This is a genomic window from Janthinobacterium breve (assembly GCF_051380895.1).
Lineage (GTDB): Bacteria > Pseudomonadota > Gammaproteobacteria > Burkholderiales > Burkholderiaceae_D > Janthinobacterium.
Window position 1 is genome coordinate 312,453 of record NZ_JBNYXY010000007.1, and the last position, 13,923, is coordinate 326,375.

The 13,923-nt window shown below is 59.5% G+C and carries 12 protein-coding genes; 7 read left to right on the forward strand and 5 right to left on the reverse strand.

What is annotated here, in order from left to right:
* The first annotated feature begins 125 nt into the window (after nt 1–125).
* The 7 genes from ACQ4W0_RS15890 to tssA are packed head-to-tail and all read left to right on the forward strand — an operon-like array spanning nt 126 to nt 9,516.
* The gene (locus tag ACQ4W0_RS15890; protein ID WP_436577592.1) at nt 126–971 is read left to right on the forward strand and encodes a M15 family metallopeptidase; all 846 of its coding nucleotides are present in this window, start codon (nt 126–128) and stop codon (nt 969–971) included.
* A 15-nt stretch (nt 972–986) separates the two neighbouring features.
* A complete protein-coding gene (locus ACQ4W0_RS15895; RefSeq protein ID WP_436577593.1) occupies nt 987–1,256 on the forward strand; it encodes a PAAR domain-containing protein in 270 nt (89 codons plus the stop codon).
* Between the two features lie 31 nt (nt 1,257–1,287).
* Entirely contained in the window at nt 1,288–2,736 is a 1,449-nt protein-coding gene (locus ACQ4W0_RS15900) for a hypothetical protein (RefSeq protein ID WP_436577594.1), read from the forward strand.
* 46 nt (nt 2,737–2,782) lie between these two features.
* Nucleotides 2,783–6,679 carry a type VI secretion system membrane subunit TssM gene (gene tssM, locus ACQ4W0_RS15905; protein ID WP_436577712.1) on the forward strand — a complete coding sequence of 1,299 codons (3,897 nt, stop codon included), beginning with the start codon at nt 2,783–2,785 and terminating at the stop codon, nt 6,677–6,679.
* A complete protein-coding gene (tagF, locus tag ACQ4W0_RS15910) occupies nt 6,676–7,656 on the forward strand; it encodes a type VI secretion system-associated protein TagF (RefSeq protein WP_436577595.1) in 981 nt (326 codons plus the stop codon). Before tssM ends, tagF begins: the two co-directional genes overlap by 4 nt.
* Nucleotides 7,657–7,658: 2 nt before the next feature.
* Nucleotides 7,659–8,453: an OmpA family protein gene (locus tag ACQ4W0_RS15915; RefSeq protein ID WP_436577596.1), complete on the forward strand. Its 795-nt coding sequence runs from the start codon at nt 7,659–7,661 to the stop codon at nt 8,451–8,453.
* 19 nt (nt 8,454–8,472) lie between these two features.
* Nucleotides 8,473–9,516, forward strand: a complete 1,044-nt coding sequence (gene tssA, locus ACQ4W0_RS15920; RefSeq protein ID WP_436577597.1) for a type VI secretion system protein TssA — start codon at nt 8,473–8,475, stop codon at nt 9,514–9,516.
* A gap of 66 nt (nt 9,517–9,582) precedes the next feature.
* Here the strand turns inward: tssA and ACQ4W0_RS15925 are convergent, their stop codons facing one another.
* Genes ACQ4W0_RS15925 through ACQ4W0_RS15945 form a run of 5 tightly spaced genes read right to left on the reverse strand, consistent with a single transcriptional unit; the run spans nt 9,583 to nt 13,916 of the window.
* Entirely contained in the window at nt 9,583–11,733 is a 2,151-nt protein-coding gene (locus tag ACQ4W0_RS15925) for a T6SS phospholipase effector Tle1-like catalytic domain-containing protein (RefSeq protein ID WP_436577598.1), read from the reverse strand.
* Nucleotides 11,734–11,765: 32 nt separating this feature from the next.
* Nucleotides 11,766–12,260, reverse strand: coding sequence for a DUF3304 domain-containing protein (locus ACQ4W0_RS15930; protein WP_436577599.1), 495 nt, complete (start codon nt 12,258–12,260; stop codon nt 11,766–11,768).
* 56 nt (nt 12,261–12,316) lie between these two features.
* Nucleotides 12,317–12,814, reverse strand: coding sequence for a DUF3304 domain-containing protein (locus ACQ4W0_RS15935; protein WP_436577600.1), 498 nt, complete (start codon nt 12,812–12,814; stop codon nt 12,317–12,319).
* A 52-nt stretch (nt 12,815–12,866) separates the two neighbouring features.
* The gene (locus ACQ4W0_RS15940) at nt 12,867–13,409 is read right to left on the reverse strand and encodes a DUF3304 domain-containing protein (protein WP_436577601.1); all 543 of its coding nucleotides are present in this window, start codon (nt 13,407–13,409) and stop codon (nt 12,867–12,869) included.
* A gap of 6 nt (nt 13,410–13,415) precedes the next feature.
* Nucleotides 13,416–13,916, reverse strand: a complete 501-nt coding sequence (locus ACQ4W0_RS15945; protein ID WP_436577602.1) for a DUF3304 domain-containing protein — start codon at nt 13,914–13,916, stop codon at nt 13,416–13,418.
* Nucleotides 13,917–13,923: the final 7 nt, after the last annotated feature.

The window sequence follows — 13,923 nt, forward strand, 5'->3', positions numbered from 1 at the left end:
CAATTGAAACTAAGCTCCCGTAATTAGCAAGTTAGTAAGATATACTCAGAGGCAATATTAGCGCAAACGCTGGCACAGCGGCATTCAACGGCCCATGCATGGCGCCTTTTTCGAACGGAGTGGGCGTGTTTCTACTGGCGGTGGCACTGTATTTTTTTCTGGCATGCCTGATCAGCTGGCTCGTGCTGTTTCCATCGGGTCGCGAACTGCTGATGCGGGTGCTGGCGACGGCCGAACAAGGTATCGGGGCGCGGCTCGAGCGGCTGGCCCGGCGCAGGAACGCCGGCCTGGACACGCTGCGCCGTGGCGGCGCCAGCAGCCTGCTCGGCAGCGCGGCGTTCGTGCGTCGCCACTACCTGCTGTTCCTGGGCGGTGCGGCGGTGATGTGTCTGCCACCGGCGATCGCCTTGCTGGCAGGCAGCAAGAGCATGCTGGGCGGCTACGAGGTCTCGACGCGGGAAATGAATACGCAAGTGTCGGCCCTGCTGCAAGGCGAACAGCTGGTGCCGCCGGTGGACTTGCCGCCGCTGGTGTTCGCCACCGAAGAAGTGCAGCAAGTGCGGCCCATGCTGGTATCGGCCAGCCGCAACTGGACGCTGCTCAATGCCGAATACGCACAAAGGCTGCTGCTGGTGTTCAAGATCATGAAGGAAAAACATGGCTACGACATGGCCATCCTGGAAGGTTACCGCAGTCCGGAACGGCAAAACATGCTGGCCGGCATGGGCAGCAATGTCACCAATGCGGCCGCGTTCCAGAGCTGGCATCAGTATGGCTTGGCGGCCGATTGCGCCTTTTTACGCGATGGCAAGCTGGTGATCTCGGAAAAAGATCCCTGGGCCATGCGCGGCTATCAGTTGTATGGCGAAGTGGCCGAATCGGTCGGCATGACCTGGGGCGGCCGCTGGAAAATGATGGATTTCGGTCACACCGAACTGCGCGTGCCTGGTGTGATGAAAAAACAACGATGACTGGAAGGAGCACATATGGCTGGTCCCGTAATCAGATTGGGCGATAAAACATCGCATGGCGGCAGCGTGCTGGAGGCCTCGGCAGTGACGGACAGCGGCGGCATCGGCATCGCGCGCGTGGGCGACAAGGTTTCGTGCCCGCGGCCAGGCCATGGCACTTGTCCCATCGTCAGCGGCGACGCCAGCTGGATCATCGATGGAAAACCGGTGGCCCGCCAGGGCGACAAGACAAGCTGTGGCGCGGTACTGATCGCCAGCCAGCAAGCCACCACGGATCAGCTATGACGCCCGGCCGCCACGGCAAGGGAGCGCGCTGATGCGCCCGTGGCTGCAGCGCAGCCTGCTGATACTGACCGTGTTCGCCTTGTGCTGGGGAGGCGCGATCTGGTACTGGCGCACCAGTACGCGCATGCCATCGACGGGCGACTTGGCCGGCACCATGCTGGCGTTGCCGCTGGCGCTGCTCATAAGCTGGTGGCTGGGCAAGAAACTGCTGACCAGGCTGGCCGCGCCGGCTGCGGTGCCTGCGCTGTTTGACGCCGCCGACGGCGACGCCAGGACGGCTGGCAATGAAGCTGCGCCGCGCGCGCCGCTGCACCTGGCCGCCGCCGCGCTGCGCATGCCGGGTGGCGCCTCGGCGCCGGAACTGGCAGCCGCGCTGCTGGACAAGCAGCAGCGTCCCGAACTCGATCCGGAGCTGAACGACGCGCAAGGCTACCCGGTGATGAGCGCCCGCGTGGCGGACCTCGATGAACATGACCAGAAGGCACTGCTGGACGACTGGCTGCGGACCCGTCCGGCCGATACGATGCAGGAAGCAGCAGCGCATTTTGATGCCGAACACTTGCGCGCACTCGCGCTGGGCGCTGGCGTATTGACCGAACTGATGCAGGAAGCGGCGATGCACACGGCGCTCGACGACTACAAGGCGGCGCAACCGGGATCGCGCGCCGCTCTGCCACTGCCGACGCTGCAACTGCATCTGCTGTTGCCGCCCGATTGGGACAAGCCGCAGCGCGACACGGGCGCCGCCTGGCTGCACGCGCAAGCGGAACAGCAAGGCTGGCCTGCAGACAAGCTCAGCGTGCACCTGGCCGGCGACAGCGGGCCGCTGGCGCTGATCGAACAACTGGCCGCGCAGGCTGCCTTGCAAGAGCTGCCTTGCCTGGCCATCGTACTGGCCTGCGGTTCCCATATCGGCGAGCTGACCGTGCATGACTGGGCCACGCGCGGCCTGCTGTTCAATAACGGCCAGCCGGGCGGGCAGATTCCCGGTGAAGGCGCGGCCGGCCTGTTGCTGGCAGATGCGGCCCAAGCTGCGGCGCTGCAGGTGGACACGCCGGTACTGCTGCACCATGCCAGCATGGCCGTGCGTGGCCAGTCGGCGGACAGCCGCGGCCATGGCGATGCCACCTTGCTGGCAGAGCTGGGCGGCAAAGCGATGTCGGCGGCGTGTGTCGCCCCGGCCGCGATCACACGGCTATACGCCGATGCCGACCAGCGCTCCAGCCGCATGATCGAACTGATGAACAATGCCGGCACGCTGCTGCCCGATATCGATCTCAGCAACGACGTACTGAGCGTGGCGGCGGCCTGCGGCCAGAGTGGCCAGGTGGCCACCTTGGCGGCGCTGGTGCTGGCGCGGCACGAGGCGGCCGACAATGCCAGCCAGGTGCTATGCCTGAGCAACCTAGACGCTTTCCACCGGGCCGCCGTCGTGGTGGGTCCGGCGGCCCTTGCCCCTGAATCCCTCGCAGCGACATGACCCCTCCCTCCAACATGCCTATCAACCTCACGCCCCTCATATGATGATGCAACGATTCTGGCATTCCATTACTACCCGTTTCAGCCTGTTCGCCATCGGCTTCGTGGCGCTGGCCGCGCTGCTGGCCAGTTGCGCCGTCATCTTTCAATGGCCGCTGGTATGGATCGTGCCACCGCTGGCGCTGGTCCTGCTGCTTGCCAGCGTAGTATGGTGGCTGCAGCGCAGGCGCCGCCAGCGCGATGCCGCGCAGTTCGGTGGCATGCTGGAACAGCAGACGGCCGGCACGGCGCCCAAGGCGGGCCCCACCCAGCGCGAGGAAACCGAAACCATCCGCAAGCGCATGCTCGCGGCGATCGGCACCATCAAGACGTCCAAACTGGGCCAGTTGTCGGGCGACGCGGCCCTGTATGAGTTGCCCTGGTATATGGTCATCGGCAATCCGGCGGCCGGCAAGAGCACGGCGATCGCCAATTCTGGCCTGCAGTTCCCTTTTGCCGACAGCAAGATCGTGCAAGGCATCGGCGGCACCCGCAATTGCGACTGGTTCTTCACCACCGACGGCATCTTGCTCGATACGGCCGGCCGTTACTCCGTCAACGACGAAGACCGCGCCGAATGGTTCGGCTTCCTGGGGCTGCTGAAAAAACACCGCAAACGCGCGCCGATCAACGGCATCATCATCGCCGTCAGCATTGCCGAACTGACCGGCAGCCGGCCCGAATTCGCCATCAACCTGGCCAAGAACCTGCGCCAGCGGGTGCAGGAATTGACGGAAAAACTGGAAGTTCACGCGCCCGTCTACGTGGTATTCACCAAGGCCGACCTGATTACCGGTTTCAACGAATTTTTCCAGGACACCGAACGGGGCGAACGCGACCGGGTATGGGGCGCCACCCTGCCCTACAGCCAGACCAGTTCCAGGCAGGATGTGCTGGAGCAGTTCGACCAACGTTTCGATGAGCTGTATGACGGTTTGAAAGAACTCAGCCTGGCCAGCATGGCGCTGCAGCAGAACGAACGCATGCCACCGGGCGTGTTCACCTTCCCGCTCGAGTTCAGCGCGATCAAGGGTTCGCTGCGCGCCTTCATCGCCACCCTGTTCGAGGAAAACCCGTTCCAGTTCAAGCCCGTCATGCGCGGCTTCTATTTCACCAGTGCGTTGCAGGAAGGCATGTCGGTATCGGCCTCGTCGGAACGCGTGGCGCAGCGCTTCGATTTGAAATTGCAGCCGCAGCAACAAAACGCGGTGCAGGACCAGCACGGCTACTTCCTGCTCAATCTGTTCCGCAAGGTAATCTTCGCCGACAAGGAACTGGTCGCCCAGTACGCCAGTCCAGCCAAGACCCGCGTGCGCTACGCCACCTTCTTTGCCGCCACCGCGCTGGTGGGCCTGGCACTGGCCGGCTGGAGCTGGTCCTATATGGCCAACCGCCAGCTGGTGGCCAACGTGCAGGCCGACCTGGACCAGGCGATCAAGGTACAGGACAAGCGGCTCGACCTGCAATCGCGTTTCGAAGCGCTGGAAATCATGCAGGACCGGATCGAGCAGCTCGATTCCTACCGCAACAGCCGGCCCATCTCGCTGGGCTTGGGCCTGTACCAAGGCGAATTGCTGGAGCGCAAACTGCGCGAAGAGTATTTCTCGGGCGTGCGTGAAGTGATGCTCAGCCCGGTCGCGCAATCGCTGGAAGCCTTCCTGGCCGAGGTCAATGCCGGCGCCAGCCGCCTGCAGCCGATGGCCAGCACGCCGCAGTCGGGCGCGGTGTCGGCCAGCGTGGCCGCCACCCTGCCCGCGCCGGCCGGCACCCTGGCCACGCCGGTGGCCGCCACGCCGACGACAGCCCTGGCCAGCGCCCCTGCCGCCGTGCCGCCAGCCACTGCCGCCGCCGTCAACCTCGGCGCGCAGCAGTTCAAGGATGCCTCGCCGGCCAATGTGGAAGACGCCTATAACGCCCTGAAAACCTATCTGATGCTGAGCGACAAGTCGCGCGCCGAAGCGAGCCACTTGAATGACCAGCTCACCCGCTTCTGGCGCGTTTGGCTCGACAGCAACCGCGGCAGCATGCCGCGCGAACAGATGATACGCAGCGCCGAACGCATGATTTCGTTTTACCTCACCCAGATCAACGACCCGTCCTGGCCGCAGATCGACAGCAAGCTGGCGCTGGTCGACCAGTCGCGCGACAGCCTGCGCCGCGTGGTGCGGGGGATGCCGGCGCGCGAGCGCGTGTACGCCGACGTCAAGGCACGCGCCGCCACGCGCTTCGCCTCGATGACGGTAGCGCGCATCGTCGGCGAGCAGGACAAGGAACTGGTGCTGGGCAGCTACGCCATTCCAGGGACCTTCACACGCGACGCATGGGAACAATTCATCCAGCAAGCCTTCCAGGAGGCGGCCAACCGCGAACTGCAAAGCGCCGACTGGGTGCTGAAAACGGCGTCGAAGGATGACCTGACGCTTGAAGGCAGCCCGGAACAGATCCAGAAAGCGCTGGTCGAACTGTATAAAACGGACTACGCCAAGGAATGGCAGAAGTTCATCCAGGGCGTCAGCATCCGCGAGTTGAACGGTTTCGACAATGCGGCTGCAGCCATGAACCGGCTCGGCGATCCGCAAACCTCGCCGATCAACAAGCTGATCGAAACGGTATACAAGGAAACCTCGTGGGACAACCCGTCACTGCTGGGCCAGGGCTTGCAGCGCGCCCAGCGCGGCGTGATGGGTTGGTTCAAGGAAACCATCCTGCGCCAGAAACCCTCGGGCATCAACGTCAACGTCAGCAGCGGCGCGCCCGCCGCCGGTGCCTTGCCGATGGGGCCGGTGGGCCGCGAGTTCTCCGGCGTGGCCCGCCTGGTGGTTACCAAGGACAAGGACGCTTCGCTGATGCGCGGCTACATGGACGCGCTATCCAAGCTGCGCGCCCGCTTCAACCAGATCAAGAACCAGGGCGATACGGGCCCCGGCGCCAAGCAGTTCATGCAGCAGACGCTGGACGGAACGGGCTCGGAACTGGCCGATGCGCTCAAATACGTGGATGAACAGATGCTGACCGGTATGACCGACGCGCAAAAGCAGGCGATCCGGCCGCTGCTGGTGCGCCCCCTGATGCAGACGTTCGCCGTCATCATCAAGCCGACCGAGACGGAAATCAACAAGGTCTGGCTGGCGCAGGTGCTCGAACCATTCCAGAAAACCCTGGCGCCCAAGTATCCGTTTGCGCCCGCCTCGGGTAGCGAGGCCAGCAATGTCGACATCGGCCAGGTGTTCGGACCGGAAGGCAGCATCGCCAAGTTCTTCAATACCACCATCGGCCCGCTGGTGGTGCGCCGTGGCGATTCGCTCAGCGCCAAGACCTGGGCCAACATGGGCATCGGCCTGGCGCCGTCCGTGGTGGCCAGTTTCCCCGGCTGGATCGCTCCGCTCAGCGCCAACGGCGTGGCCACGGCGGCCGGCGCCGGCGAAGCGCAAACCCGTTTCGACCTGCAGGCGCTGGCCGCCACCGGCGCCACCGAGTACACGATCGAGATCGACGGCCAGGCGCTGCGCTGGCGCGGCCAGCCGCAGCCATGGATCCATATGGTCTGGCCAAATCCGCAAGGCGCGCCCGGTGCACGCATCAGCGCCATCACGCCGGAAGGTCGCACGGTCGTGTTGCTCAACGAGCCTGGCCATTTCGGCCTGAAGAAAATGATCGATTCAGCCAAGCGCAAGCGCAAGGATGGCGGCGTATTCGAACTGAGCTGGGAAAATAGCGGAGTGAGCGTGGCGGCCAACCTGAAGATCGTCGCCACGCCGGCGCCGGCCGCCGCGCCAGCCACTGCCTCGGGCGCCGCCGGCTTCCGCGGCCTGAAGCTGCCAGAAATCGTGGCCCAGAGCGTGCCGGCTGTCAACACTCCCGCGCCGACAGGCCCTGCCGCGGCCAATGCCGCCGTCGCGCCATGAACCGCACCACTGCCACCCCGATCGGCTACTTCGGCAAGCTGCCCAGCCGCGGCGACTTCGTCAAGGCCAGCGAAAACCCGGCCCTGCTGAAGATTCTCGACGACTGGCTGGCGCAGGCGATGGACCTGCTCAGCGCCGACGCGCGCTGGAAGCTGACCTACGATGCGCTGCCGCCCATGCATTTCGCCTTTATTGGCCCGCGCCGGGGGCGCGCCATCGCCGGCCATATCGCCGCCAGCAGCGATGCCTCGTCGCGCCGTTTTCCCTTCCTGATGATGAGCACCATGGACGTGGACCAGCCGGCCACGTTTGTCGCCAACAGTCCGTTGGTGCTGTCGCGCCTGTGGAACCGTTGCGAGGCACTCAGCAACGACATGCGCGGCCCCGATGCGGGTAACGCACTGCACGTGGCAAGCCATGCCAGCATCGACCTCGACCTGCGTGCCGCCGCCTATGAAGCCACTTTCAACGATTTCCTCGACATGCAGACCGTGGGCGAACTCGACGCGCTGCTGGCGCCCACCGGTTTCACGGGCACGGTGCGGCAGGTGCTGCTGGCGCTGGGCCTGCTGCTGCAGCCGGTAATGGCCAGCAGTTCCAGCCGGCTGGAAAAAAGCCTGGAACTGCCGCTGCCGGCCGACCCGCTGTACCGCAACATGGTGGCGGCGTTCTGGATGCACCTGATCACGCCGTTCCTGGCGCGTGCCGACTTCGAGTTGGCGCTGTTCATCACCCGGCTGCGCGGCCGCCAGACGCTGGTGCTGGGATTTTCCGGCGCATCGGCACAGACGCTGCATGTGCTGATGAACCCGCAAGCGGCACTCGATCACCATATCGCGTTCGACGACCTGGACTGGGTCGAGGAGCACGTCGGCAACGACTATGCGATCAGGAAAGTGTCGACCTATCTGGCGCAAGCCAACCTCTCGCTCAAATCGGCGCACGACTCCCTGCGCGCCGCCTTTATCGGAACCTGACCATGCGCGTATCCCGGATCGTTCTCTTCCTCGGCATGGCGCTGGCCGCCATGTCCGCTTCAGCGCAAGCGCCCATATCGATACCCACGGCCGCTACGCCGCAGCCAGGCCAGGTGCTGGCCGCCGGCACCGTGCCCGACGAAGCGAGCAAGGCCGCCGTGCTGGCGCGCTTGCGCGAACTGTACGGCGCCGACAAGGTGGTCGACCAGATTGCGGTCGGCCAGGTGGTGTTGCCTGCCAACTGGAACGCCTATGTGCAAAAGCTGCTGTCGCCCAACCTCAAGCAGATCAGCCGCGGCCAGCTGAAAATCGACGGCAGCGTCGTCAGCGTGCGCGGTGAAGTGGCCAACGAGGCGCAGCGGCAAAAAATCGCCAGCGATATCGCCACCAGCCTCAATCCCACCTACACCGTCAACAATGGCCTGCGCGTGTCGGCCAGCGAGCAAGGCGTACTCGACACCACCCTGGCCAACCGCACGATCGAGTTTGAAAGCGGCAAGACCACGCTGACGCCATCAGGCCGCGCCATTCTCGATGAAATGGCGGCGGCCATGCAAAAACTGGCCGGCCGCAAAGTGGAAATCATCGGCCATACCGACAACCAGGGCTTGCGCGCCAGTAACCAGAGCCTGAGCCAGGCGCGGGCCGAGGCCGTCAAATTCTATCTGTCCTCAAAAGGCATCCACGGCGACCTGCTGACGGCCTCGGGCCAGGGTTCCGACCGACCGATCGCCAGTAATGACACGGCGGACGGGCGCGCCCGCAACCGGCGCATTGAATTTCGCATGGCGCAATAACCATCCATCAGAGGACCACATGTTTTCAGCCGAACAGTTATTACTTCCGATCAGCAATGAACAACCGGCAGGCGTGGACCTGGCGTTTTCGCCCGAACTCGACGCCATTACCCTGGCGCGCAAGTTCGACGACCCCACGCTCGACCAAGGCGAATGGGTCGCCGACCTCAAGGAGGCCGACTGGGACTTCGTCGTGCGCAGCTGCGCCGGCCTGCTTGCCGGCAGCAGCAAGGATCTGCGCCTGGCGGTCTGGCTGACCGAAGCGGGCACCAAACGCTACCACCTGCGCGGCATGGCAGAAGGTTTGCTGGTGCTGGCGGGGCTGTGCGAAAAATTCTGGGATCGGGGCCTGTTCCCGGAAGCCGAGGGCGGCGACCAGGAGCAGCGCATTGGCAACCTGGGCTGGATACTGTCGCGCATCCCTGCGCTGCTGCGTGAAGTGCCCCTCACGGCAGGCCCGGGCGGTGCATTTTCCACCATCGATTTCGAAACCGCCCGGCGCCAGGCCGGCCTGGGCGATTCTGCCAGGCAGCATGAGGGCGTCAAGTTGTCCGACATGGACGCGGCGCGGCGCAACAACTCGGCCGCCTTTTGCGCCAGCTTCGCCGTTGACGCGCAAGATTGCCTGGAAGCGCTGCGCAAGCTTGAAAGAGTCGTCGACGCCCGGCTGGGCAATGACAGTCCGGCCTTTTCCACGGCGCGCGAAGCCGTCGAAGCGATGCTGCGCGTGATGCCCGCCAGTGCCGGCGTGGCGCCAGCCGCAGTCCCCGCTGCCAGTGGCGCGCCTGCTGCTGACAGCGCGATGGCGCCGGTCATGCCGGCGATCCTGGCCGGCCCGCCCGGCGCCATTGCCACCCGCGCGCAGGCGATCGAGCAACTGCGTGCCGTGGCGCAGTTCTTCCGCCGTAGCGAACCGCACAGCCCTGTCTCCTATTTTGCCGACAAGGCCGCCAATGCCGCCGACCAGGATCTGCACAGCTGGCTGCGCTCGGTGGTCAAGGATCCCAGTTCGCTGGCGCATATCGAAGAGCTGCTGGGCGTGCAGCCGCCCGGCAATGGCTAAAATCGATGCTCACACCCTGGCGGTGCATCTGCCGCCAGGGTGTTCATGGTTGTACCTGCATCAATCTTATTTCGATTTTTCCCGGTCTTCCTCGCGCCAGCGCTTTTCCAGCTGCGCCAGCCACTCAGCCTCTGCATTGGCATATTTCATAATGATTTTCTTTTCTGCCTGATAATAAAGCCGGGCTTCCTGGCTGGCTTGCTGCGTGGCGTTCTTCGCGGTCTTGACTGCGCTTTCCAATTTTTTTTCCGCCTCCACCCCGGCATCATGCACGCCGTGACCGACGCGGGTGGCGCCATCGACGATCATCTTGCTCGTTTCCTTGTACGTCTCCACCGCCTGCCGTTCCAGCCGCTTTTCGGCCTCGGACACCGCCCGCGCGGTCGCGGCAATCTTTCTGCGCGCCACTCGGTAGGTACTGACGGTATAGCCATACAACTTCTGGAAGTAAGTCACGGCCGCATCGGCCCCTGCCTTGACCGCCTTCAGCGATTCATTGGCGATATTCGACATGTTCGAATAATCATCGCTTTGCACGAACACGTGGCGGAAGCGGCCGTAGCCGCCCGTCAGCCATACCGGCTCGTGCTTGCCCAGGATGCGAAAGCCGGCGCGGGAATCGTGCACATAATCTTCAAACAGCGTGACGCAGCCAGCCGGCGGCTGCGCACCTTCCGTCATGATTTTCAAAAACCGATCTTCCCAGTCGCTTAAGGGGTCTTTTCCTTCTTCCACAAAAAGCATGCCAGCCGGGCTGACGCGATGCAAGACAGTCTTGGCACGTTCACCGAGCCACCCCATCGTGGTCGCATTGGCTTTCTTTCGTTCACGCCAGGAGCGCAGATATATTCCCAGATCGGAATCGGCCTCCAGCAAGTCTTTCTGGCCCGGCTGGTCAGACTCCTTGAAAAATCGCCTGGTCTTCAACTGCGCTTTTCCCTGCGCGTGCAACATGCCGCGCCAGCGCAGATATTGTTTTGTATGCGCCTCGGTAAAGGTCTTCACGTCAGCGCCCTTGATGCCGTTATGCGTCAGCCAGTTGTTGTAGGAGGCGATCAGTCTTGGGTCGGTGGCAAAAGAATGCAACAGCAAACTGTGCTTTGCCTCTTTCATCTCATTCAAGGTGCGTAATGGCACGCCGGCTTTCAAGGCGGCGAAATGCATGTCGATCAAGGGAATCTGCGACAGATGCGGTGAAGGCCCCCAGCCCGGCATAGAACGGCCCTGCTCGCCAGGGTAGTATCCACCGCCCACGTCGGAATGCATGCCGGGGTAACCAACATTGCCCCGTCCCGTTGCCGATTCCAGCGGAAAACTGGCACGCTGCTCATGCAAAGCGATGAAATGCGTGCACTCTTCGACTACGGGATGGATGCTCTGGGTTCCATTTCCCCAGGCCATATGCCCGAAGGTGACCGGCGTCACATCGCCGACACCAACGGCGGCCACGGTATCAAAAATTCCCAGGAAGCCTATGCGTATTGGGACGCCCGCCAGCTCAAATGCACCCGTTTCCCGTTCGAACACCTGATGCAGCCAGTGGGCACTGGCGCGCGCTTCGGCGGCTCCGCGCGAAAAGCCGAAGATGGACACATTGATTTGTTTGAGCTTGCGCTGATGAGTTTTGACAACAAGCGCCAGTTTTTCTTCAAGCGACGTCAACATTGTCCAACGCTGCACGCCTTCCAACCCAAGCAGCATTTGCGAACTCATCAAATTTACCAGCAGCCTTTGCTCGTCCCGATCGAGTATAGGTGCACCTGTCAAATAACGGTGCACTGCATTGAACAATGAAGTGATACCCCAATTGATACGATCGGCACCCATGTAACCGAAGCCACCACCCGCATTATCAGTCAAGGCCTCGACCGTATCGCCAATTTCCTTAAACGGCGTACCAACGCCTGGCATATATGCACGAAAGAATCCATTTTTTTCTTCATCAAGATGTGCATCCCACAGCCTGGCAACATTGCTATGCTTGTTTCTTTGCCGCTGCGTCAGGTTCTTGGGATTGACTATCGGGTCTTTCTGTTTCCAATCATGATTATTGCCGCTCCCATCATAAAACAAACCGATATAAATCTGCCCCTGGCATTCTGTTTTCTGAGGCGACCTGACGCAAGCCATCGCCTTGGCACGCTGCGACGATTCTTTGGGAGTAAGGCTGCGTCGCCCATCGAGAGGAGCTTTTCTTCCTGTATAAATAATAGACATTTTTTCAAAACTCCTGAATTATTTTATAATTTCTATTCCCATATTATTTGTAGTGGAACGCCAGGCTCCAGTTCCGCCTCCTTGCCAGAAAGCGGATATTTCCGATGTCCCAACGAGTATTTAGTTACAAAAACCTTTAAGCTTCCATCGTGAAGAAAATGAACGACAAACCTGCCGGCATCGGACGAATTGTAACGAGGTACAGAGACAATTTTTTCCACTCGAATCGGCTTACCATTCTTTAATATATGCATAGATATCGTCGCTTTCATACCAGGCTTCCATACTGACGGAATTGAAAGGCAGCAAGTTTCCCCTCCCCCCCCTTCGCCAGGAGCCAGATAACCAGCCTCTACTGAAGTTCCATCTGCCAGTGTCACAATATAGCTTCCGACGCCGCTCTCAGTATGGTTATATGCAGTCAAACTCACGCTAGTTTTCATTGATTCCTTACTACAAGCTACATTTGAAAACAAAAGAAAGCCACATAAAAAAATGCAAGCAAATCGTTTCTCCAATAAATCCATAACAGCCTTTCAAAAATTTAAATAAATTATCGCAAAGAATATTCATATCAGAAAAATTATCTCCATATTATTTCCAGCGACACTCCCGGCTCCAACTCTGCCTCTTTTCCAGAAAGCGGATACTTTTGATGTCCCAACAAGTATTTGGTTACAGAAACCTTTAAACTTCCATCGTAAAGAAAATGAACGACAAATCTGTCGGCTTCGGAGGAATTGTAGCGAGGTATAGAGACTGTTTTCTCTACTCTGATCGGCTTACCATTTTTTAATATATGCATGGCAATAGTCGCATTCATGCCGGGTTTCCAGGTCGCTGGTATCGAGAGACAGCAAGTTTTCCCGCCGCCACCTTCCCCTGGCGCCAAATAACCGGCCTCAGCTGAAGAGCCATCATCAAGTGTCACGATATAGCTTCCAACCCCATTTTCGGTATGGTTATACGCAGCCAGATTCACGACAATCTTCATTGATTCCTTGCTACAAGCAATATTTGAAAATGATAGAAAAATACATAAAAAAATACAACCCAATTTATTTCCAAATAAATTCATCATGGCCTTTCAGGAATTTAAATAAATTCCACAAAGAACACTTACATAAAAAATTCTACTCCCATATTATTTCTAGTGGAACTCCAGGCTCCAATTCCGCCTCCTTGCCAGCAAGTGGATACTTTCGATGCCCCAACGAGTATTTTGTTACAAAAACCTTGTAACTGCCATCATGAAGAAAATGCACGACAAACATGCTGGCATCGGCGCGAGAATATTGCGGCACCGACACTGTTTTTTCTACGCGAATAGCCTTCCCATTTTTTACCGTATTCATGACTATTGATGCCTTCATGTCCGGTTTCCAAACTGATGGTATAGAAAGACAACAAGTTTGACCGCCCCCTCCTTCTCCGGGGTCGAGGTAGCCAGCCTCTGCTGACGAGCCATCTTGAAGTGTCACGATATAGCTTCCAACACCATGTTCGGTATGGTTATACGCAGTAAGACTCACAGCAGTTTTCATTGATTCTTTATTACAAGCCACAGTTGAGAATAAAAGAAAAATAGAAAAAATAGAAAAACTTAATCGATGTTTAAATGGAGTCATAAAAATAATTTTCAACAAATAAACAAAAGTAAATTTAATCAATCCCACAAGAACCTACCTCCATATTATTTCAAGCGGCACTCCATGTTTTAATTCAGCTTCTTTTCCAGAGAGTGGATATTTCTGATGCCCAAGTGAATATTTAGTTACAAATACTTTGTATCGTCCATCATGTAGGAAATGAACGACAAATCTACCAGCATCAGAGGCTATATAAGGTGGCACCGGCACTACTTTCTCCACTCTGACATCTTTTCCGTCTTTTATAGTGTCCATGATAACGGTGACTTCCATCCCCTTTTTCCATACAGCAGGGATCGAAAGACAACAAGTTTCACCTCCCCCCCCCTGACTTGGAGCAAGAAATCCAGCCTCAGTCCAGGAACCGTCCGCAAGCTTTACGACATAGCGACCAACTCCATTTTCAGTATGATTGTAGGCGGTGAGATTCACGCTAATTTTCATGTCTTCCTTACCACATGCCGTATTTGAAAATGCCATCAAGATATATAAAAATACATTGAGTAAATTTTTCGGCAATATTTTTTTTGTCATATGAACT